Annotated in this window: 20 protein-coding genes, 1 tRNA gene and 2 pseudogenes; 14 read left to right on the top strand and 9 right to left on the bottom strand. The window is 36.0% G+C overall.

What is annotated here, in order from left to right; all coding sequences use genetic code 11:
* Positions 1-9 precede the first annotated feature (9 nt).
* The 7 genes from xerD to Q0625_RS01600 form a co-directional block, all read right to left on the bottom strand.
* On the bottom strand, positions 10-903 hold the full coding sequence (gene xerD / locus Q0625_RS01630; RefSeq protein WP_298823153.1) for a site-specific tyrosine recombinase XerD: 894 nt from the start codon (positions 901-903) through the stop codon (positions 10-12).
* A gap of 121 nt (positions 904-1,024) precedes the next feature.
* Positions 1,025-2,680: a ribonucleoside-diphosphate reductase subunit alpha gene (locus Q0625_RS01625; protein ID WP_298823152.1), complete on the bottom strand. Its 1,656-nt coding sequence runs from the start codon at positions 2,678-2,680 to the stop codon at positions 1,025-1,027.
* Between the two features lie 177 nt (positions 2,681-2,857).
* Positions 2,858-3,640 (bottom strand): nucleoside triphosphate pyrophosphohydrolase, encoded by a 783-nt coding sequence (gene mazG, locus Q0625_RS01620; RefSeq protein ID WP_298823151.1) that lies wholly within the window; start codon positions 3,638-3,640, stop codon positions 2,858-2,860.
* An 87-nt stretch (positions 3,641-3,727) separates the two neighbouring features.
* Positions 3,728-4,597 (bottom strand): sugar-binding protein, encoded by an 870-nt coding sequence (locus Q0625_RS01615; protein WP_298823150.1) that lies wholly within the window; start codon positions 4,595-4,597, stop codon positions 3,728-3,730.
* A gap of 184 nt (positions 4,598-4,781) precedes the next feature.
* The gene (gene secG, locus Q0625_RS01610; protein ID WP_298823149.1) at positions 4,782-5,141 is read right to left on the bottom strand and encodes a preprotein translocase subunit SecG; all 360 of its coding nucleotides are present in this window, start codon (positions 5,139-5,141) and stop codon (positions 4,782-4,784) included.
* Positions 5,142-5,149: 8 nt separating this feature from the next.
* Positions 5,150-6,028, bottom strand: a complete 879-nt coding sequence (locus Q0625_RS01605; protein WP_298823148.1) for a hypothetical protein — start codon at positions 6,026-6,028, stop codon at positions 5,150-5,152.
* The gene (locus Q0625_RS01600; RefSeq protein WP_298823147.1) at positions 6,028-6,522 is read right to left on the bottom strand and encodes an LptE family protein; all 495 of its coding nucleotides are present in this window, start codon (positions 6,520-6,522) and stop codon (positions 6,028-6,030) included. The genes Q0625_RS01605 and Q0625_RS01600 overlap by 1 nt, the downstream gene beginning before the upstream one ends.
* 82 nt (positions 6,523-6,604) lie before the next feature.
* Here Q0625_RS01600 and Q0625_RS01595 point away from each other — a divergent pair, with 82 nt between their 5' ends.
* From Q0625_RS01595 to Q0625_RS01575, 5 genes and pseudogenes are all read left to right on the top strand, one after another.
* Complete coding sequence (locus Q0625_RS01595) at positions 6,605-7,315, top strand: hypothetical protein (protein ID WP_298823146.1); 711 nt, start codon at positions 6,605-6,607, stop codon at positions 7,313-7,315.
* A gap of 10 nt (positions 7,316-7,325) precedes the next feature.
* Complete coding sequence (gene mtr / locus Q0625_RS01590) at positions 7,326-8,570, top strand: tryptophan permease (protein ID WP_298823145.1); 1,245 nt, start codon at positions 7,326-7,328, stop codon at positions 8,568-8,570.
* A gap of 79 nt (positions 8,571-8,649) precedes the next feature.
* Complete coding sequence (locus tag Q0625_RS01585; RefSeq protein WP_298823144.1) at positions 8,650-9,876, top strand: aromatic amino acid transporter; 1,227 nt, start codon at positions 8,650-8,652, stop codon at positions 9,874-9,876.
* A 66-nt stretch (positions 9,877-9,942) separates the two neighbouring features.
* A pseudogene (locus Q0625_RS01580) lies at positions 9,943-11,184 on the top strand (aromatic amino acid transporter); the annotation flags it as partial.
* A 358-nt stretch (positions 11,185-11,542) separates the two neighbouring features.
* Positions 11,543-11,971, top strand: a complete 429-nt coding sequence (locus Q0625_RS01575; protein ID WP_277011448.1) for a phosphohydrolase — start codon at positions 11,543-11,545, stop codon at positions 11,969-11,971.
* Between the two features lie 558 nt (positions 11,972-12,529).
* Here the strand turns inward: Q0625_RS01575 and Q0625_RS01570 are convergent.
* A tRNA-Arg gene (locus Q0625_RS01570) sits at positions 12,530-12,603 on the bottom strand.
* A gap of 21 nt (positions 12,604-12,624) precedes the next feature.
* Entirely contained in the window at positions 12,625-13,074 is a 450-nt protein-coding gene (locus tag Q0625_RS01565; protein WP_298823143.1) for a GatB/YqeY domain-containing protein, read from the bottom strand.
* A gap of 203 nt (positions 13,075-13,277) precedes the next feature.
* Between Q0625_RS01565 and Q0625_RS01560 the strand changes: the two genes are divergently transcribed.
* From Q0625_RS01560 to Q0625_RS01520, 9 genes and pseudogenes are all read left to right on the top strand, one after another.
* A complete protein-coding gene (locus Q0625_RS01560) occupies positions 13,278-15,035 on the top strand; it encodes an ABC transporter ATP-binding protein (protein ID WP_298823142.1) in 1,758 nt (585 codons plus the stop codon).
* A 110-nt stretch (positions 15,036-15,145) separates the two neighbouring features.
* Positions 15,146-16,132 carry a 6-phosphofructokinase gene (pfkA, locus tag Q0625_RS01555; RefSeq protein ID WP_298823141.1) on the top strand — a complete coding sequence of 329 codons (987 nt, stop codon included), beginning with the start codon at positions 15,146-15,148 and terminating at the stop codon, positions 16,130-16,132.
* 83 nt (positions 16,133-16,215) lie between these two features.
* The gene (locus tag Q0625_RS01550; protein ID WP_298823140.1) at positions 16,216-17,535 is read left to right on the top strand and encodes a UDP-glucose/GDP-mannose dehydrogenase family protein; all 1,320 of its coding nucleotides are present in this window, start codon (positions 16,216-16,218) and stop codon (positions 17,533-17,535) included.
* A 14-nt stretch (positions 17,536-17,549) separates the two neighbouring features.
* Positions 17,550-18,407: an NAD-dependent epimerase/dehydratase family protein gene (locus Q0625_RS01545; RefSeq protein ID WP_298823139.1), complete on the top strand. Its 858-nt coding sequence runs from the start codon at positions 17,550-17,552 to the stop codon at positions 18,405-18,407.
* Positions 18,397-19,662 (top strand): oligosaccharide flippase family protein, encoded by a 1,266-nt coding sequence (locus Q0625_RS01540; RefSeq protein ID WP_298823138.1) that lies wholly within the window; start codon positions 18,397-18,399, stop codon positions 19,660-19,662. The genes Q0625_RS01545 and Q0625_RS01540 overlap by 11 nt, the downstream gene beginning before the upstream one ends.
* 4 nt (positions 19,663-19,666) lie before the next feature.
* Entirely contained in the window at positions 19,667-20,578 is a 912-nt protein-coding gene (locus tag Q0625_RS01535) for a nucleotide-diphospho-sugar transferase (protein ID WP_298823137.1), read from the top strand.
* Entirely contained in the window at positions 20,575-21,567 is a 993-nt protein-coding gene (locus Q0625_RS01530; RefSeq protein ID WP_298823136.1) for a nitroreductase family protein, read from the top strand. Before Q0625_RS01535 ends, Q0625_RS01530 begins: the two co-directional genes overlap by 4 nt.
* Positions 21,564-22,682 (top strand): polysaccharide pyruvyl transferase family protein, encoded by a 1,119-nt coding sequence (locus tag Q0625_RS01525; protein ID WP_298823135.1) that lies wholly within the window; start codon positions 21,564-21,566, stop codon positions 22,680-22,682. The genes Q0625_RS01530 and Q0625_RS01525 overlap by 4 nt, the downstream gene beginning before the upstream one ends.
* A gap of 2 nt (positions 22,683-22,684) precedes the next feature.
* A pseudogene (locus Q0625_RS01520) lies at positions 22,685-22,991 on the top strand (hypothetical protein); the annotation flags it as partial.

Raw genomic sequence — 22,991 nt, 5'->3', positions numbered from 1 at the left:
ATCTCTAACTCATCTCCTTGGATGATAGGTGTTTATCACTTGTGATAGATAAGAATGTTCCACATGGGTATATATCTCAGTGGTAGTGATACTCTCATGCCCTAGCATAAGTTGTATTGCCCTAAGGTTCGCCCCATTCTCCAACAAATGAGTGGCAAATGAGTGCCTAAAGGTATGTGGGCTTATATGCTTGGTAAGACCAATAGCCTCGGCAGCCTGCTTTATAATAGTAAATATCATCGCACGGGTGAGTTGCTTACCACGACGATTAAGGAACACTATATCTGAAAATTCTTTCACCTCTGGTACCTTCTTACGCTGATGTTGTACATAATTATTAATCTCCTTTTGAGTATGTGTACTTATAGGTACCAATCGCTGCTTGTTTCCCTTACCTAATACCCGAATAAAGCCTTCCTCAAAGAACAAATCAGACAAATGCAAATTCACCAACTCCGATACTCGCAAACCACAGCCATAAAGGGTTTCTATAATCGCCCTATTGCGATGTCCTTCATCCGTAGAGAGGTCAATACCTGCAATGAGACTATCGATTTCCTCCACCGAAAGTGTATCGGGAAGTTTCATGCCGAATCTCGGGGTATCAATATACTCCATAGGGTAATCCTCACGATAGTTTTCAAGCATGAGATACTTAAAAAAACTCTTCAGAGAGGATATAAGCCTTGATTGTGAGCGTGCCTTAAGCTCTTTACCTGCTTCATAGACAAAAGTACGGAGAGTCTCTGCTGTAATAGTTGCAGGAGACTCCATGACCTCATGAGTAGAAATAAAACGTATAAGTTTCTCTATATCAAGCAAATAAGAAATAACAGAGTTTGGAGACATACCTCGCTCTATCTTCAAATAATACTCAAAATCTTTTAAAACTTGTTCCCACATATTATAAAAGCAAAAATACGAATTATTAATCAAAACGACTAATAATTCGTAATATTTTTTTGAGCGATTATTGAAAAGTGAATAGAGAAAAATAACTATTCACTTTTCATTATTCACTTAATTAAGATTCGCAGGAGCTGCAGTTGACAAAGTTCATAATCATTTCTTTGGCGACTGACTGGCTACGTTGGTAGTAAAGGCTCTTTACACCTAGTTTCCACGCCTCTATAATCACCTTATTAACATCTCTTACGGGCATTGTAGGTGGTATATTGAGGTTTAAGCTCTGAGACTGGTCAATATATTGTTGGCGTTGTGCAGCCTGAGAGATAATCTCCATAGGAGAAATTTCCTTAAAGGTTTTAAATACATTCTTCTCCTCTTGAGTAAGTTCTTGTAAGTGTTGTACAGAACCATCAGAGAGACGGATACTACGCCAGATATCCTCGTTATTGATACCCTTCTCGTCCAAAAGCTGAGTAAGATATTTGTTCTTACGCATAAAATTACCTTTGGAAAGCCCCACCTTGTAATAATTACTAGAGAAAGGCTCAATCCCTGGTGATACTTGTCCTAATATAGCCGAACTTGAAGTTGTAGGAGCTATAGCCATAGTAGTTGCATTTCGCCTGCCATAACCCTTAAGCAATTCAGGCTCTCCATAGATGTGTGCTAACTCATGAGTAGCTTTCTCTGCCTCACTCTGAATGTGTTGGAAAGCTCTAGCATTGAACTGAGTGGCCTCAAAGCTCTCAAAAGGTATCATGTTCTTTTGTAAGTAAGAGTGATAACCCAATACCCCTAAGCCAACAGCTCTGTGACGTATCGCAAAATTACGAGCTGATTGTAGGTAATAGTTGCCCTTGGTCTTCTCAATAAACTCAGAAAGTACTGCATCAAGGAAGAAAATAGCTAACTTCACTGCTTTGGTATCCTTCCATTCGTCAAAAAGCTCCAAATTCATAGAAGAAAGACAGCAGATAAAAGACTCTTCTTCACTGGAAGGAAGCATAATTTCACTACACAAATTGCTAGAGTGAATGAACATGTTATTATCCTTATACACCTGGGGACGCTTGCGATTAACGTTATCGGTAAAGAAGATATAAGGTAAGCCCTTCTGTTGGCGGGACTCTAAGACTCTTGCCCAGAGTTTACGTTTGTCAGGATCTCCCTCAATCATTTCCTGCATCCAATAATCAGGCACACATACTCCAAAAAATAGATTCTGAATATGGTAGCCCGTATCCTTGATAAGAAGGAACTCCTCAGCATCAGGATGATCTATATCCAAATAAGCAGCAAAAGCACCACGACGTACCCCTCCTTGGGAAACTACATCCATGGCTGAGTCAAAGAGCTTCATAAAACTCACTGCACCACTGGATTTTCCGTTGTCCGTAACGGCAGATCCTCTATGACGCAATTCTCCAAAATAGCCAGAGGTACCCCCACCTATCTTAGTCTGCATGATTACCTCTCCTAGCTTATGAGTAATTCCCTCTATACTATCGGGAATATGTACATTAAAACAAGAGATAGGCAAGCCCCTTTCAGTTCCCATATTTGCCCATATAGGAGAGGAGAAACTTATCCATCCTTTGGTAATCATTTCCTTAAAAGCAGGCTGCAATTCAGGCTTATACAATCGCTTAGCAGCAGCAGCTGTAATACGATCTATGGCACCCTCTACACTCTCTCCTTTGAGCAGATACCCACGATTGAGGATTTGTTCTGATTCTTCATTAAGCCACCAAATTTGATTTTCTTGGTTCATTATTTTGTTTCCTTTCTTATTAGTTATATATCATTCTGCAAAAAGTTTGCGGGCGCAAAGTTATAAAATAAACTCCAAAGCACAAAAAAGATTTAACACTGTCTTTTTATCCTTACCTAGCAATTCAATGTATATCTGACTTGTAGGAAAAGAACACTCATCGAGATTAACAATAGTTTAAGGGAAGTACTTTTTAGAGGCTTCCCATAGCTCATTCATCTGCTCAAGAGAAAGATCTGTAATCTCTCTGCCTTGTCCTTTAGCGCTTTCTTCTAAGAATTTAAAGCGTTGTATAAACTTCTCATTGGTTAGGGATAAAGCATTCTCTGGGTTTATTCCTAAGAAACGTGCATAATTCACCAAACTAAAAAAGACATCTCCCATTTCTTTTTCAGCCAAGACAAGATCATTCTTCTGCACTTCCCGATCAAGTTCCTCTACTTCTTCCTTGAACTTCTCCCAAACATCTCTTCTATGTCGCCAATCAAAGCCTACGCCTGCCACCTTTTCCTGTATGCGATAGGCTTTCACGAGAGATGGCAGACTCTTGGGTACTCCAGAAAGTACTCCTTTGCTTCCCTTTTGTAGTTTTATCTTTTCCCAATTCTGCTTGACTTGCTCTTCATTCTCCACAGATATATCTCCGTAAATATGTGGGTGCCTTTCTATGAGCTTATCACAAATAGCATTGATAACATCCTCTATATCAAAGTATTGTGTTTCACTTGCTATCTTTGCATAGAAAACAATATGAAGAAGTATATCACCCAATTCCTTTTTAATCTCTTGAGTGTTTTCCTCTAAGATAGCATCGGTAAGTTCATATAACTCCTCTATGGTCAGCGGACGGAGCGTTTGCATGGTTTGCTTTCTATCCCAAGGACATTTTTCTCGTAGGTCATCCATGATATCCAACAGGCGAGCAAAAGCCTCCAATTGTTTTTGTCTATTTTCTTTCATATTTATTCCTTATTAGTGAGCATGAAAAAAGGTTATCCTTCAAGAAAGAATAACCTTTTTTAGCATATGTCAAATTAAAGTAAATTATTATGGATAATAAGTGATTTCTCTTTCTAAGAAACTTTTAGGAAACTGATTGATGGATTCAATACGCTCTATCCAATTCCCATTATTATCAAACTTATATGTATAAGATCTCTCTTCTAAGAAGACACCCTTACCATCATAATACCTGATTTCTTTTTCATTCCCCTTGTCATCATAAGTGATTACACTACGTCTTGAAAGTGAATTGTCACCATTATAGATTTCTACTTCAGAGATTCTTCCATTTTTATCATACTTGTATGAAGTACAATTATCTACTTTAGTTTCAGAGGCAGTATACTGACACATTCTAGCCAACTTACCAAGCTTATCATACTCATAGGTATATTTAGACCCAAAAGACTTATCTTTCTTAATCCATGTTTCCTCAATCATACGTCCCTTGTCATCATTCTTATATAGGTAAGAATCATTAAGTTCACCTGTAGGACTATAACTATTATAAGCACTTTTAGCACCCTTGTTATCATATACATATAGGAACTTCATTTGTAGCTTCCCATAAGAGTTGTAGAGATCTCGAGAAATACGCTTGCCCTTATCATCATATTTGTAGATTACCTTTTGGGAGAGCTGTCCTACTTTGTTATAAGTATTATTCTCAGCTTTATAACCTTGTTCATCAAAAACGATAACTACATCGCCTCTCCAGAATTCTTGTTTATCACCTTTGGTAATCTTTCCAAAATAATCCACTAACTTATAAGGAGTTATCTTAAAAGTTTTTACCTTTCCCAAAAGGTTCATTTCCTTTAAATTATTTTTACTTTCACGGGTATTGCTACCTACTTGAGCAATTGCTTGCATTCCAGTTACCAGCAATAGTAACAGAAAAATTTTTCTTCTCATTTTGCTTATAGTATTTGTAGTTTTTACATGGTTGCAAAAATACATATTTTTTTCTATTTTAAAAGAAACACTTTAAAAAAGTTATTAACAACACTAACTTCTTTTCTATTTTTTAGAATTCAAACGATTATAAATTAATTAGTTATTATCAATTGTTTGCTCTATAGAAAATATGCCTTGCACTTTATTTATTTTGAGAATTATCCTGTTGTTGCTGTTGCTGTTGTACAGGATTTGTTCCAATAGGTTGTTGTACAGGGGCAGGTGTTTTAACCCCATCAAATATACTACCACCTTGTGCCTCACCACGATTGTTGCTAAGGATAAGGTTACTAATTAGGGAAAGTACGATAAGAGATACACCTAAAGTCCAAGTACTTGTATTGAGAAAATCACCTGTTTTCTTAACCCCTCCTATCACTTGGGCGTTTCCTCCAAAAGCTGAAGAAAGTCCACCACTTTTAGGTTGTTGTACCATGATCACCAAGACCAACAAAAAGGATACTAATAGGATAATTCCTAAAACAATGTTGAATGCTAACATAATATAATTTATTTATTTTGTTGTAATTTTCTAATTATTGAAATTTGCTCAGCAAAATAAGCACTTTTGGCGGGATTTTTGAGCATTAATATTTGATAAGCTTGAATAGCTTCTGTATACTTTCCTTGTTCCAAATACACTTTGGCCAAGGTTTCTGTCATGAACTGTCGACCTATATCTTTTTTCTCTACAATCTCTATATTGCTTGGGGTGTCATCATCTTTACTCACCTCAATCTTAGGATTGGCTTCCAAGAACTTATCAATAAGATCAAATTTCTTAGCTCTAGCATCACCCTCTTCAAAAATATTTTTATCCACAAAAGGCAGGTCAATAGTAGTTGCCGTTTTGGTGGTTCTTCTATCAATAGGTTTGTAGCGCGTTACCTGTAGCCAAGTAGCAAAAGACTGCTTATCATTAGGCTGAAAATCTATAGGCTTGCCCATATGAAGTGCCTCCTTCTGTTGTTGCTCAGAGGATGAAATAGCATCCTTTGATGTCTGACTTTGTTCAACCGTATGAGTTACAGGATAAAATTCCTTCTTCTCAAAGACATCTCCACTGACATAAGTAGTAAATTCTGAAGGAATTGCCTCATCAACATAAGCCTTAGGCATCTCTTCCTTTTTAAGAACATTTTTCTTATCCTTAAACCCAGTAGAGGTAATAAAATCAAACAACAAAGTCCTATTGCCTATATGAGCTGCTGTTATCTTCAATTCCTTGTTATAACGATAGCTCTCTTGGGCATATAATATTTTCAGATAAATAGCCTTTACTACTTGAAAGTAAGGATATTCATGTATAATATTCTCTAACTCATATACCTGCGAAAGTGTGATATGATTAGGTTGTTTCAAAATAAGAGATAAATCAGTCGCTGTCATTACCAATTAGCTAAGGAAGCGTTGAAAATATCCTGTCCTATGCGTTCGAATATAGCTTCAAAGGCACTACTCTTAACTGAGCTAAGCTGTGCGTTGGCTGGAAAATCATAATAATGAGAGAACTGCCTTTCAAAATCCTTTTCCGAGTCCTTGGTATTGGTAAAGCGTACATTAATGGTTACCGAAAGACGGTTCTGTGCAGCTTGTTGCTGGGCATTAGCTGCCATAGGGGCAATAGTAAAACTGGTAATTTCCCCCTCATATACCAAGTCTCCATTGGTAGAGGTTAGGGAAAGATTCGTCTGGTTATTGATCAAATCCTGCAAATAGAATGTAAAATCCCTATCCATACCAGGCTCAATAAGGGGTGCCCTATTTTGAAAAAAATTCACCTGAAAGGTCTTTGCATCTCCCGTACTTCCTCCTGTAAAGTTATAAATTCCACAAGAGGATAAGCAGCAGCAAACACAGAGAAATATGACTATCCTTTTCAACAAAAAATTTTTGGCAAAAGTACAACTATATTTTAAATAAAAAAAATTTTTTTCATATCTTTGCCGAAAAAATTTACCCTTTATGTCTTCTACCGAAAAAAACACCTCTTACACCGATACTCCAGTGGAGCTTACTCTTGAACTTAAGCGATTGGAAAAGGTTAAAAATCCCTTGAAAATGCTCAAAGAAATGAGCCTTTTGGGCGTTAGCTATGGAGTGAAATCTGTAAGGAATATAGTGCTGGTTGTCATTGTAAATTTTATTTTTCTTCTGGTGGGTATATACCTACTTTTCAGTGGTAGCTTCACTTATAAAAAAGAATTTTTCCTACAACTTATGATAGGAGTAGGTGTACTTTTCGTCTTTATCGCTATCAAAAAAGTACTTGAGTCACTCAAGTTAGAATACTCATTCTATCTTTTCAATCAGTTCAAGACTTATATTCATAAGATCTTTGAAGCTATTTTCAAAAAAACGGAAGATACAGCTGAAAAAGTAGTTAGCAAGAAGCAGCTCAATGAAATTTTCCATCGTTTTATCCCCAAAATTCCAAAGGCTTTTCAAAAACCATTACTTTTTGTCCTTTCCTTCACCCCTATGGTAGGTTTTGTAGCCGATATATATGCTACCGACAATCTCAATTCTCATGAGAAGCAAAGTGATGCCCTCTATGAAAAAGTAAAACTCTATTTAGAGAATAGTGTAAAAGAAAAGCGCGGCAGTTATTGGCTTATTTGGGTACTACTTATAAATGGCCTTTTACAAGGGGTTTTACTCTATTGGTTACGCTAAAAGAACTAACATGACAGACAAAAAACTCCCGTCCCTCCTGGGAGGGGCTATGATTATTGCAGGTACCGCTATTGGAGCAGGAATGCTGGCTAACCCTACCTCTACGGCAGGCATATGGTTTGTAGGCTCGGTAGGAGTACTTATCTATACCTGGTTCTGTATGACTACCTCCGGACTTATGCTCTTGGAGGCCAATCTACACTATCCCACAGGCGCCAGTTTTGACACTATTGTTAACAACCTACTAGGTAAGCATTGGAACATAATCAATGGACTTTCGGTGGCTTTTGTGTTGTATATACTGACCTATGCTTACATTACCTCTGGGGGGAGCATCACTGAAAATGCCATCAATAGCTTAGGGATCATAAAGATATCTAGGAGTATGGGTTCTTTGCTTTTCTGCTTGGTGCTTGCCATTTTTGTATGGTTCTCTACCAAGGCTGTGGATAGGCTAAGCACTATACTTATCGGAGGTATGATTATCTCTTTCTTTCTCTCTACTACAGGACTACTCACTTCTGTAAATGGAGCTACCCTACTAGACAACCAAGACGCCAATGCTCCTGCACACCTTCCCTACTTGCTGAGTGCACTGCCTGTGTGCTTAGTCTCTTTTGGTTTTCATGGCAATGTACCCAGCTTAGTAAAATACTATAACCGAGACGGTCAAAAGGTAATGCAATCTATCTTTATAGGCACCTTCTTAGCGCTCTTTATCTATATATTATGGCAAATGGCTGTACAAGGAAACCTACCACGTAAGGAATTTGCCCCTGTCATTGCCAAGGGAGGGGATGTAGCCGCTCTTCTGGATGCACTAAGTAGCTATATCAATATTAATTATATAGAAATTGCCCTGAATTTCTTTGCCTATATGGCTATTGCTAGTTCTTTCTTGGGAGTAACCTTAGGACTTTTTGATTATATAGCTGACTTATTGAAATTCTCTGATACCCCTTGGGGACGCGCTAAGACCGCTTTAGTCACTTTCGCTCCTCCCCTACTGCTCAGTCTACAATTTCCTTATGGTTTTGTAGCTGCTATTGGTTATGCAGGATTGGCCGCCACTCTATGGGCTGCTATTGTCCCCGCCCTATTGGTGAGAGCCAGTCGCAAAAAATTCCCTCATGCAACCTATAAGGTATATGGAGGAAATGGAATGATTTATTTCATCATCATCTTTGGTTTACTGAATATATTTACCCAAATAGGAATACAGCTAGGATGGATAGCAAGTTTCAGAGGTGAATAGCCAATGATATTATGTATTACCATTCCCCCCTTACTCTCTTGAATTCTATACCCCTTTAAATACTTATAACTTTCAAATAATGAACAAACAAAAACTTCCTTCCCTATTATGGGGATCTATGATTATTGCGGGAACTGCTATTGGAGCGGGGATGCTAGCCAATCCAACCTCTATGTCAGGCATCTGGTTTTTGGGTTCGGTAGTCATGCTACTCTTCACTTGGTTCTATACGGTAGTGGCAGGGCTTATGCTTTTGGAAGCCAACCTTCATTTTCCTGAAGGCTCCAACTTCAACACTATGGTAACTCAGCTCTTAGGCAAAGGCTGGAATATTGCCAATGGTCTTGCGGTAACTTTCACCCTCTATATACTCACCTACGCGTATATCACCTCTGGAGGAGGGATTACTGAAAATCTTTTGCAACAATTTGTTCCACAATTAGGAGTTAGTCACAGTGGAAGTTCTATTCTCTTCTGCTTTGCATTGGCTTTGTTTGTCAGTATCTCCACCAAGGCTGTCAGCCGATTAAGTACCATCCTCATTGGAGGAATGATTATAGCCTTTTTACTCTCTACAACAGGCCTATTAAGCTCTATGAAGACCTCTGTTCTATTCGACACCACAGCACAAGAGGATCCCTCCTATATTCTCTACCTACTTTCAGCCCTACCTATGTGCTTGGTGTCCTTTGGTTATCATGTATGTTTGCCCAGCTTGGTAAGCTACTATCACAAAAACAGCCAACTTGTTATAAAATCCATTCTCATAGGTACAGGAATAGCTTTATTCATATATGTACTATGGCAAATGGCTGTACAAGGGAACCTTCCTCGAGAAGCCTTTGCTCCCGTAATTGCCAAAGGAGGCGATGTAGCAGCACTTCTGAATGCCCTAAGTGCTTACATACCAACCCAGACCATTAGCGTTATCCTTGATTTCTTTGCTTATATGGCTATTGCCAGTTCTTTCTTAGGAGTAACCTTAGGACTTTTTGATTATATCGCTGATTTGTTCCATTTTCGCAATAGCTTATGGGGAAGGACAAAAACTACCTTAATCACCTTCCTACCCCCTTTACTGATGAGTCTTCTTTACCCTTATGGGTTTGTAACCGCGATTGCCTATGCAGGGGTTGCTGTGAGTTTCTCCTCCATAATGATTTCCGCTCTAATGGTTCGCACCAGTAGAAAGAAGTTTCCTCAGGCAACTACCTATCGTACCTTTGGTGGGAATCCCCTCATTTATTTTATGATTGCTATGGGAGTGCTAAATATTGTAGTACAATTAGTGGTAAGTCGTCAATGATTAGACTTCATACAGTGATAAACAACAGCTTAAACCAAAGAAACAAACTTAACTTCTAAATTAAGAATGAACAAACAAAAACTCCCTTCCCTATTAGGAGGATCAATGATTATTGCAGGAACTGCTATAGGAGCAGGGATGCTTGCCAATCCTACTGCCATGTCAGGAATATGGTTCACGGGTTCGGTACTCCTATTCCTATTTATTTGGGGTATAACCACCCTATCGGCCTTGATGCTCTTAGAGGCCAATCTGCACTTTGAGAAAGGTGCCAATTTTGATACCATCACTACCCAACTATTGGGAAGAGGCTGGAATGTCCTCAATGGTATCTCGGTGGCTTTCACCCTATACATACTCACCTATGCCTATATCACTTCAGGAGGAAGTATTACCGAAAGCCTGTTCCAAAGGTTTGCCCCTCATCTTCCTATCAATCACACCTTTGCTGCCTTGCTTTTCTGCTTGGCTTTAGCTCTTTTTGTCAGTATCTCCACCAAAGCAGTAGATCGGATAAGTACCATTCTCATTGGAGGAATGGTCATTGCCTTTTTTCTCTCCACCACAGGGCTACTTACCTCCGCCAAAAGCGATATCTTACTCAATGAGGTAGCACAAGGCAACACTACCTATCTCCCCTACCTGCTTTCAGCCATTCCTACCTGCTTGGTTTCTTTCGGATATCATATCTGCGTGCCTACCTTGGTGAATTACTATAACAAAAATGGTAAAAAAGTCATGTATGCCGTGCTTATAGGTTCGCTTTTGGCGCTACTAATCTACATTTCTTGGCAAATAGCTGTACAAGGAAACTTACCAAGATCTGAATTTGCTCCTATCATTGCTAAGAATGGAGATGTAGCTACCCTATTAATAGCCTTGAACAAATATATTCCTACACAATCCATAAGTGTATTACTTGATTTCTTTGCTTATATGGCTATTGCTAGCTCTTTCTTAGGGGTAACCTTAGGACTATTTGATTATATTTCAGACGTGTTCAAGTTCGGCAATCACCTATGGGGAAGAATAAAAACGGCCTTAGTTACTTTCCTTCCCCCTTTACTAATGAGCCTACTTTATCCTTATGGATTTGTAACAGCTATCGGTTATGCAGGACTTGCTGTAAGTATTTGGATGATTATCATTCCCGCTCTTTTGGTACGTGCCAGCAGGAAGAAATTTACCCAAAGTAATTATAAAGTATTTGGTGGGAAGTGGTTAATTTACTTAGTTGTAGTCTTCGGACTACTCAACATTTTCTGTTATATAGCAGGGCAAATGGGCTGGATTCCTATCTTTAAAGGAGAAAATAATAAGCAACTTTTATCACTCAGCATCATGGAAGAAGATTATTCTATATATGCCTATTCGGGCTTGATCTTTACCTTTTTTGAAAGCCTTTTCCTAACCCACCTATTTATCAAGAAACACCGATTCATTTGGTTTGCTGTGCTTAACTGGGTTTTATGTGTTACATTCTCTCGTATTGCCTGGGACGATTTCTATTGGGAAGTATGGATTGAAAATCCTTGGGACTATAGTGCTCGATTAGAATATTTTATACAAGGATTCGTTTATATAAATATTTTCCCTCTACAGCACATCTTATTGCTTATTGCTGTATTTCTGATTATAAGGAAGTTAGTTTTAAAAGTTTTAAACTATGTTAGAAAAAGCCATACAAATAGCCCTTGAAGCACATAAAGGGCAAACTGATAAAGCAGGAGCACCCTATCTATTGCACCTTATCCGTGTAATGAATGCAGGCCAAACTGAAAATGAAAAAATTTGCGGTATCTTACACGATTTAGTAGAAGATACACCTTGGACTTTTGAAGACCTTAGAAGAGAGGGGTTTTCAGAAGAAGTGATCAGAGCTTTAGTGTGTGTAACCAAACAACCCGATGAGCCGTACCAACATTTTATAGCACGTATCAAGAAAAACCCCTTAGCTACTAAAGTCAAAATCAATGACTTAAAAGATAATATGGATATTACAAGGCTGACCTTTATCACAGAGGAAGATACACAACGATTGAATAAATATCTAAAGGCTTATCATTATCTTTTGGACAATAAAAAACTACCTTGAATATTTTAACTTTCAAGGTAGTTAGTGAGCTTCGGGATACTATACCGCTATTACGCTCTGGTGGGCAATGCCCTATAAAAATAACACTTTTAAAGGTGAAAGCTCGGCTTAACAACTATCACATGCGTATAGTATTGCATTCCCGCTCTCTGGTGGGATACCCCAAAAACTTTAAAACTATTATCTATACAACAAAAGTACAACTTTATTTCTAAACAGCAAAGATTTTAACAAAAGCTCCCATTAAGAGACTTTAAATGGAAAAATCAACTTATTAGATAAATAGGAGCTTCAGTCTTTAGTATTAATTTTGTCTCTTACTCTACTTAACATCTAAGAATACTAAGGGGGCAATCATCATAAAATGACTGCCCCCAAGGTATTGCAAATCCGCAGAATTGCAATGCAAAGATACGAAATGTTTTCTAAATACCTATTAAAAAAAAATTAACATTAAAGGCATACAAGCCGTTTACCTTGCCGTTTTGGTGAAATTACAAACGAAATTTTAGCCTTAAAACAGTTGTAACACATTGATTGAAAGAGTGTTACACTTAGTGACCGCGAGAGGCTTCGAACCCCTAACCCTCAGAGCCGAAATCTGATATTCTATCCAGTTGAACTACGCGGCCTTTTGTGAAATGATAAATATATTATGACAATACTTTCTTAACTACAGCAGCTATAAGCTTACCATCGGCCTTGCCTGCAAGCTCTTTGTTAGCCTCGCTGATTACCTTACCCATCTCTTTCATACTTGAAGCTCCCACACGGGCTACAATTTCCTTAATAATAGCCTCCACTTTCTCCTCGGAAAGTTGCTCAGGGAGAAACTTAGCTATAATTTCTGCCTGTGCCAATTCTGGATCAGCCAAATCCTCTCTACCTTGTTTCTGATAAAGGTCAGCACTCTCCTTACGCTGTTTTACAAGACGTTGTAAGAGCTTTATTTCATCTTCTTCTGAAAGGGAATCTCCTGCCTTAGCTTCTGTTTTAGCCAGTAATATAGCTGATTTTACAGCTCGTAAGGACTCCAAAGCAATGGTATCTTTGGCTTTCATAGCCTCCTTAAGGGCTTCCATTATTTTTGCTTCTAAACTCATTGTAAAATTTTTGTAAATACAATCTAGCACTATTACAGGTGCAAAGTTACATCTTTTTTCGAAACTAAGAAAATATTTTTTATTTTTGTTCTAGGTAAAAACAAGTTTGTAATTCTTTCCAATTCTAATATTTTTTGTACCTTTGCCGCACAACACTAAGAACATAGTTCTAGAAAATTGCAAGATTTGATTTACCAATTAAAATGACTCAACAAAAAACCAAAAATACCGATATTTCTATCCTACGGAAACTTTTCTCATATGCCAAACCCTATAAATGGACCTTTACATTAGTGTCTTTTTTGGCTATATTTATCTCTGGGGCAAGTTCTTTAAGAGCCTATATATCCAAGGAAATCATCAATAACTACATAGTACCCAAAGACTATAATGGCTTATTATACGCAAGTATGCTACTGGTGGCTATACTAATCTCAGAGATCATTTCCCAGATTTCGTTTGCTTACTATTCTGGTTGGATAGGGCAAGCGGTCATCTATGATATTCGCAAAAAACTATTTTCCCTCATGCTTCGCTTCAATATGAAGTACCATAACCAATCCTCAGTAGGAGTACTTATCACTCGTGCGGTAAATGATTTGGAGCGTATTGGGGAGATCTTCAGTGCAGGACTCTTTGAGATCATCTCAGATGTACTCAAGATGACCTTAATCATGTCACTTATGTTACTAACAGACTGGAAGTTGTCTCTACTCACCTTTCTCACCTTACCTATTATTATATATGCTACTCATGTATTCCAAAAAGCGAGTAAGGCCGCCTTTACCGATATCCGGCGAGAGGTAGCCAACTTGAACTCTTTTGTACAAGAACGTATCAGTGGGATTAAGGTAGTACAACTCTTCAACCGAGAAGAGGAGGAATATAAAGCCTTTAAAGAAATTAATAAAAAACACGAAAAGGCGTGGTTAAGAAATATCCTCCAAAACTCAATCTACTTTCCTATTGCTGAAGTACTTAGTTCCTTGGCTATTGCTTTAGTCATTTGGTATGGAGGTCTACAAGTTGCCCACCATGAAATGGCGAGTTTAGGTGTGATATTCATGTTTGTCCAATTAGTACAAGAACTCTATCGCCCACTTCGACATATTGCTGACAAATTCACAGTATTGCAAATGGGTATGGTTGCCTCTGGTCGTGTGTTTGACATCATGGAAGAAAGCAAGGAAAGCCAAGAAGATTTCAGCAAGGGACATCACCGACAAATAGAAGGAGACATTCGTTTTGAGAACGTTACCTTTGCTTACAAAAAGGAAGAAGAAATCCTTCATGGGATCAGCTTCGAAGCCAAAAAAGGACAAACCATTGCCTTTGTCGGCGCTACAGGAGCAGGAAAATCTACTGTAATACAATTACTTACAAGATTCTACCATATTACTTCAGGACAGATATTAATCGATGGAATAAACTGTGATGATTACAATTTAGAGAGCTATCGCCAGCAAATAGGTGTTGTCCTCCAAGATGTATTCTTATTTGCCAACAGTATCTATTACAATATCACCTTAGGAGACGAACGTATTACTTTAGAACAAGTAAAAGAAGCCGCCAAAGAGATTGGTATACATGACTTTATAGAGCAGTTGCCCAACGGCTATTTCTTCGATGTAAAAGAGCGCGGAGCCGTGCTTTCAGCTGGTCAACGCCAACTCATCTCTTTCCTTCGTGCTTATGTACACAAGCCAAAGATACTTATTCTTGACGAAGCTACCGCTTCAGTAGATTCCCATTCAGAAAAGCTCCTACAACAAGCCACTGAGAAAATCACCCAAGGACGTACCTCTATCGTTATCGCCCATAGGCTTTCTACCATACGCAAAGCAGATAAAATTATTGTAATGAACAAGGGAAATATAGTAGAAGAAGGCACTCATGATGAACTCCTTAGGATAACCAATGGATACTATAAGAATCTCTATGACATGCAGTTTGCCTCCTAAAAGGAGACACCTAATAAAATAATTTATAGAAAAAACACTTATTTTGGGGGTACTATCAATTTTTTATGTAAATTTGCCCCCTACTAACAATTACCAAACTAAAAACAATTATGACAAACATCAAAAAAATAGCTGTCCTCACCTCAGGAGGTGACGCACCAGGAATGAATGCCGCCATACGTTCAGTAGTACGTACTTGTGCCTACCATAATATAGCTGTATTAGGAGTATATCGAGGCTATCAAGGAATGATAGAAAATGACTTTACCCCTTTGGATGCCCGTAGTGTACGTAACCTTGTCAATCGTGGAGGTACCTTCCTCAAATCAGCTCGTTCTAAGGAATTTCGCACTCCTGAAGGGCGCAAGAAAGCCTATGAAAACCTTGTCGCTGCAGGTGCCGATGCCTTGGTAGTTATTGGAGGAGATGGATCCTTTACCGGTGCCCTACTCTTCAACCAAGAATTTGGATTTCCTGTAATGGGAATTCCAGGTACGATTGACAATGATATATATGGTACTACTTATACCCTTGGTTATGATACAGCTCTAAACACTGTAGTGGAGGCTATTGACAAAATTCGTGATACAGCTAGTTCCCACAATCGTATGTTTTTCATTGAAGTAATGGGACGCGATGCAGGCTTCCTTGCGCTCAACTCTGGTATAGGAGGAGGCGCTGAGAAAATCCTTATCCCTGAACAACATAGCACCTTGGAGGATTTGGTCAATGAGATTGCCATCAATCACAACAAAGGAAAGATGTCCAACATCATAGTGGTAGCTGAAGGATATACGACAGGACAAAATGTATATGAACTCAAAAAATATGTAGAGGCGCAAAATCCTGATTACGATATTCGAGTAACTGTATTGGGACACATTCAACGAGGCGGTGCTCCAACCTGCTTTGATCGTGTCTTGGCTAGCCGTATGGGTGTGAAAGCTGTGGAATCGCTTCTTGAAGGCAAGTCCAACTATATGGTAGGTATCAACAATGACAAAATAGACCTCACTCCACTGGAGAAAGCCATCAAAGGTGGTGAAAGCAAGCTCGATCCAGACCTTATCCGTATCGCAAAGATTATGAGTGTGTAGTCTCCAGATTTTCTTCAAAAAGATTTTTTATTAAATTATTTTTTTATAACTTTGTCTCACCAAATAGAATCATTTTTTAGATAATGAAAATAGCAGTTATTGGAACTGGTTATGTCGGTTTAGTATCAGGTACTTGTTTTGCCGAAATGGGAAATAAGGTTACTTGTGTAGATGTGAATAAAGAAAAGATTGAAAACCTTAAAAAAGGGATTATTCCCATCTATGAGCCTGGTTTAGAGACCATGGTACTTAGTAATATAGCTAATAAGAATTTGTTTTTTACTACAGAAATAAGTGAAGCTATCAAAGATGCTGAGATAGCCTTTATAGCAGTAGGTACTCCTATGGGAGATGATGGTTCTGCTGACTTACAGTATGTACTTTCTGTAGCTCAATCCATTGGAGAGACTATGCAGGGAAAACTTATTATTGTAGACAAATCCACAGTACCTGTAGGTACCGCAGATAAGGTACATACTACTGTGCAAAAAGCCTTGGATAAGCGAGGTGTTTCCTATGAATTTCATGTAGTATCGAACCCTGAGTTCCTCAAAGAAGGAAAAGCAATTCAAGATTTTATGAAGCCTGACCGAGTAGTAGTTGGTACTGATAGTGAGTATGCCTTAAATCAAATGAAAACTCTCTATGCACCTTTCTTTATGCAGCATGATGGCTTTATAGCAATGGATATTCGTTCGGCTGAGATGACCAAATATGCAGCTAATGCAATGTTAGCTACTAAAATTTCGTTTATGAATGAGATTGCTAATATCTGTGAACGTGTAGGTGCAGATGTAAATAAGGTTCGTCTAGGAATTGGTTCTGATACCCGTATAGGCTATAGCTTTATTTACCCAGGTTGTGGCTATGGGGGCTCTTGTTTTCCAAAAGATGTATTAGCCTTAAAAAAATTGGCTGAAGAAGTTAATTACAAAGCTGAACTTATTGAGTCAGTAGACAATGTAAATAACCGACAAAAATATGTCATCGCTCAAAAAGTGATAAAAAAATATGGTGAAAACCTTACAGGAAAAACTTTTGCTATATGGGGCTTATCTTTCAAACCTGAAACAGATGATATGCGGGAAGCTCCTGCTATCTACATTATCAAAGAACTCATAAAACGAGGTGCTAAAATACAAGCTTATGACCCTAAGGCTGTACATGAAGCTAAAGTGTGCTACTTGAAAGGAATTGATGTAACCTATGTAGAAAGTAAATATGATGCACTAAAAGGAGCAGATGCACTCCTACTTCTTACTGAATGGAAAGAATTCCGTGTTCCTGACTTTGAAGAAATTGGTAAATTATTAAACGAAAAAATTATTTTTGATGGTCGCAATCAATATAATGCTTTTGACCTACCCAATAAAGGATTTGAATACATACAAATAGGCGTTTAAGATATAGAAAAAAAATGAAAATATTAGTAACTGGAGGTGCAGGTTTTGTAGGGTCAAATCTATGTGAAACCTTAGCTAAAGATCCTGAAAATGAAGTCTATTCATTAGATAACTATTTTACAGGGAGTCGTGATAACCATGTGGAAGGAGTAACCTATATAGAAGGAAGTACAGAACATATCTTTGAACTCATTGACTTTGTTCCTGACCTTGTATATCACTTAGGTGAATACTCACGAGTAGAACAAAGTTTTGATGATATAGACAAAGTATTGTTATTCAACAAAATAGGAACTCTCAAAGTACTAGAATTTTGCCGTAAACACCGTTGTAAATTAGTATATGCGGGCAGCAGCACCAAATTTGGAGATGGAGGGATAGGAAAAGACCAAAGTCCCTATGCATGGAGTAAATCATCCAATACTGAACTAGTAAAGAACTATGGAAATTGGTATGAATTGGAGTATGCAATTGTATACTTCTATAATGTTTATGGCAAACGAGAAATATGTACTGGTAAATATGCTACACTGATAGCCCTATTTACTGAAAAAATGAAAAAAAGGGAACCCCTCACTGTAGTAAGCCCTGGAACACAACAACGTAATTTTACTCATATAGATGATATAGTATCGGGACTACTCATTGTTGGTGAAAAAGGTAATGGAGATGGTTATGGTATAGGAAGCCCTGAGACTTACACAGTCTTGGAAATCGCTAAATTGTTCGGCGGAGAAATAAAGATGCTACCTGAACGTAAAGGTAACCGTATGACTGCCGAAGTTATTACTCAAAAGACAGAGTCTCTTGGTTGGAAAGCTAAAAAACATATAAAAGAATTTATTGAAGAACTAAAAAATAATGAAAAATAAGATTAATTCATTATTAAAAATAATTAGGAATAATAAAAAGATAATTGAAAATTATTTTTTTATGACTTTATTATTGGTATTGAATTCTTATTTTGCATTATTAATATATCCTTACCTAATAAAAACTTTAGGGAAAGAATCTTATGGTATATATGTTTATGGTTTTACGATTGCTTCTTTCTTTACAACCTTTGTAAGTTTCGGTTTTGACATGACTGGACTTAGAAGTATTTCTAAAGTTCCCTTTTCTGTAAGAGATAAATCTCTTATTTTGTCAAAAGTTTTTACAGCAAAGTTGTATTTAGAGTTTATATCTATAGGTATATTTGCTATTCTAGTAAATATAATTCCATTATGGAGAGAAAATTCTTTAATTTATTGGATTTGCTTTTCTACTACTTTAGTGAATATATTTTTACCTGTTTGGTATTTTCAGGGTATACAAAAAATGAAAATTGTAACAATAATACAACTTTTATTAAAAATAGCCTCTCTACCTTTTATTTTCTATTATGTAAAAACATCATCTGATATTTTAATATATAGTATTATATCAAGTATTGTATCTGTAATAGGATCTTTTGTAGCATTTGCGTATATAATAAGGATTGACAAACTAAGATTATCAATTATTCCTTTTAAGGAAACTCTATCATATACAAAAGAATCTTTATATTTTTTCTATTCTAACGTAGGAAGTACTATAAAGACTCAATCACTTAACTTAATCATAGGATCCTATTTTGGGATGGGTGACTTAGCTATATATGATTTAGCACAAAAGATAATTAGTATTCCGATGATGATATTAATGAATGTGAACAGAGCTATATTTCCTAAAATCGCAGCAAATTTTAACATCATTACAATTAAGAGAATTTTAAAATATGAACATATCATTGGTATCTTAGTAGTTATTAGTATTATAGTATTAGGTAAGCCTATTGTATCATTATTAGGAGGGAAAGGAATGGAATTAGCTTATCCTATAGCTGTAATACTTAGTTTTGTCGTATATGGATTCCTTATAACTACTTGCCTTTCAAACCTCATAATAATACCACTCAAATTGGACTCATATATATTTAAAAATCAAATGATAGCACTTATTATTCTATTCTTATCTATCCTAATGGGTTTCTTTTTTAGTGAAAGTATCTTTATTTTGCCTATTGCTTTAGTATTATCTGCTCTATCTGAAATCATATACCAAAGATATATTTTATATAAGGAAAAAGTATTTATTAAATCTTAGAATTATGAGTTTTTCAACACCAATATTATTTTTAATATTTAATCGAATAGACACAACTACCCAAGTTTTCAATGAAATAAGAAAAATTAAACCTAAAAAGTTTTATATAGCTTGCGATGGAGCTAGAAAGCATAAAGAAGGAGAACAACAAAAAGTAGAAGAACTTAGGAATTTTGTGCTTAATAGTATAGACTGGGAATGTGATATTAAAACATTATTCCAAAATAATAATTTAGGTTGTAAAGAAGCTGTGAGTGCAGCTATTACTTGGTTTTTTGAAAATGAAGAAATGGGTATTATATTGGAAGATGATTGCTTGCCAAGTCAAGATTTTTTTCCATTTTGTGAGGAACTCCTTATAAAGTATAAAGATGATGAAAGGATAGGGCATATAGGAGGGACTAATCCTATAGCAGAATGTGAAAAAGATAATAGTTACTATTTTTCCGTATATAACAGGATTTGGGGCTGGGCTTCTTGGAGACGAGCTTGGATCTTATATGACAAAGAAATCAAAGATTGGCCTATGATTAAAGAAAAGAAACTATTAAACAATCTTCTAAGGAGTCAAAAAGAGATAGACCTTTTTACAAATATATTAGAACAATGTTATCAAGGAAAAATAGACACTTGGGATTATCAATGGTTTTTAACTCGATTGCTTAATAGTAAAGCAATTATTCCAAATGTCAATTTAATATCAAATATAGGATTTGGAGCAGATGCTACTCATACCGCAGATGTCAATAATCCACTAGCAAATCTAAAATTAGGTTCTCTTTCTTTTCCCTTGGAACATCCCAAATACATTGTACAAGATGTGAAAAAAGACTTACTTTGGAGTAAGCACTTGACAAAAAATACAAAGAACATGATAAGAAAAGTTTCACTATATATTAAAAGACTTTTAAAATGATAAAAGCATTTAAAAAATTAGTTCCTACTTATGTGAAGTATCTTTATAGAGCTATTCCTGATTATTATTATGACTTAAAGAGATTTTATAAGTATGCATCCAATCAAGGAGTTAAAGATTCTGAAGAAAAATATATAGGACACATAGTTAAAAGATATCATGTAATAGAAAAAGGACTCACCATGCCCTCACCACGATTGGGTTTTGGGAAAGAGGTCGTTTTAGATCTTATCAATCTTTGTAATCAATATATTGATATATATGGCACAACTAATGTTCAATTGCATAATGCAATAGCTGTATTATTGGCCTATATTGAATTTCATAAAGACAAGTCTTTTACAATAGCTGAAAATATAGTAACTGCAATCAAATTACTTTCGCAAAGAGTAAATAATTCTGATGTATTACCACAGCAGCAGATACATATAACAAAAGAAGAATATTTTAATGATATAAACAAATCATTTGAAGCGTTTTCTAACTCTAGAAAAAGTGTCCGAAATTACGCAAGTAAAGATTTACCTATTGAAAAAATATTAAAAGCAATAGAGCTGGCGCGTAATACACCTACCTCTTGTAATCGACAGAGCAATAGGATATACATCTACACTAATCAACAAAAAATACAAGAGATTTTAAAATTACAAGGGGGTAGTAGAGGCTTTTTAGGGTTGGCCAATAAATTGATTATTGTTACGAATGAATTAGGGGTATATGAATCTACTCGTGAACGTAAGCAAGGATATATAGATGGAGGAATTTATACTATGAATCTATTATACGCATTGCATTATAATAAGGTTGTTTGCTGTGTTTTAAATTGTGGTACCACTAAAGCAAATGATTTAAAAATAAGATCTCTTATATCTATAAGAGATTCTGAGGAACTAATAGTGATGATAGCTTGTGGAGAAGCTGTAGAGAATTTTGAAATAGCTTCTTCTCCAAGAATACCAACAGAGAATTTTATAAAAATAATTGAATGAAAGTAGGGATTTTTACATTTCATAGAGCTCATAATTATGGAGCTTTTTTACAAGCTTTTGCTTTAAAAACCTATATAGAATGCTTAGGTAATGAAGTGGTTTTTATTGATTATGAAGATAAAAATCACCACAGTTTATATCGCTTATTTGGAACTATAAATGAGAAAGGTAAAAAAAGAAGTCTCTTTTCCATAATAAAATCATTTATAAAACAGGTTATTTTGTTCATTCCTAGGTATAGGCGCTATAAAAGATTTCAGAGAGAAATAGAGGATAAGTTAGGTGTTAAAGGAAATCCCATTTTTAACCCTGAAAAGCTTTCAGATGATTGTGATATTTATGTATATGGAAGCGATCAGATATGGCGCAAGGATAGTTATGTAGGAGGGTTTGACAAAGTATTTTGGGGAGAGCATCCTATGACAAAAGCAAAAAGGATAACTTATGCTGCAAGTATGGGGAAATTGGTTTCGGAGGAAGAAGATAAAGAATGGGTAAAACAACATATTAAAAATTTTTCTAAAATATCGGTAAGAGAAGATCATTTAAAGAGTTTCATACAGCAATTAAATAATAATATAGAAATAGAAACAGTATGTGACCCTACTCTTTTATTAGATAAAGAGGTATGGATTGAAAAGTTTAATCTAACAAAAGAGGACAAATATAAAAATATTTTGTTTTTTTACCATCTTCTGAAGTCTCAAAAAGCGAATGATTTTATTGAAAATATTCAGAAAGAAAAGGAATATAAAGTAGTTGAACTAACTGGTGAAATAACACCTTTCTTTTTTAAGAGAAATTTTAAGCAAGATATAGGACCTAGAGAGTTTCTAGAATACCTTTACAATGCAGATATAATAATATCCACATCTTTCCATGGAGTCGTATTTTCTCTTATATTTGAAAAAGAGTTTTATGCAATGGGAATGGATAGTAATAATACTCGTGTATTGTCCCTATTAGGAAAAGTAGGATTAACAGATAGATATATAAGTGATAAAGAGGAACTACCTAAATCTATAGAGAAAAAGATAGATTATAATTTAGTTAAAGAAAAAATAAAAAATTTCAGAGTAACCTCAAAAGATTTTCTATCAAAAAACTTAGGCTGAGTATGAATTTATTATATGATCATCAAATATTTTCCTTGCAAGAATTTGGAGGAATATCTAGATATTTTTATGAACTAATTTCTTTTTTAGAAAAAGATACATTTATAGATGTTTCAGGCTATTATTCTAACAATTATTATCTTGAAAAAACAAAATACAAAAAGAAATCCTTTTTCAAAAATATTTCTTTCAGAGGTAAGAGAAGTTTTTTAAATCTAATTAATAAAAGAGATTCTATTTCTAAGATTAAAAGGAATGAATATAATGTATTCCACCCTACTTACTATGATACTTATTTTTCTGATTATA

The sequence above is a fragment of the uncultured Capnocytophaga sp. genome (genome assembly GCF_938029845.1).
Lineage (GTDB): Bacteria > Bacteroidota > Bacteroidia > Flavobacteriales > Flavobacteriaceae > Capnocytophaga.
Note: the sequence above shows the minus strand (reverse complement) of the source record. Positions and strands in the feature narration are given on the sequence as shown.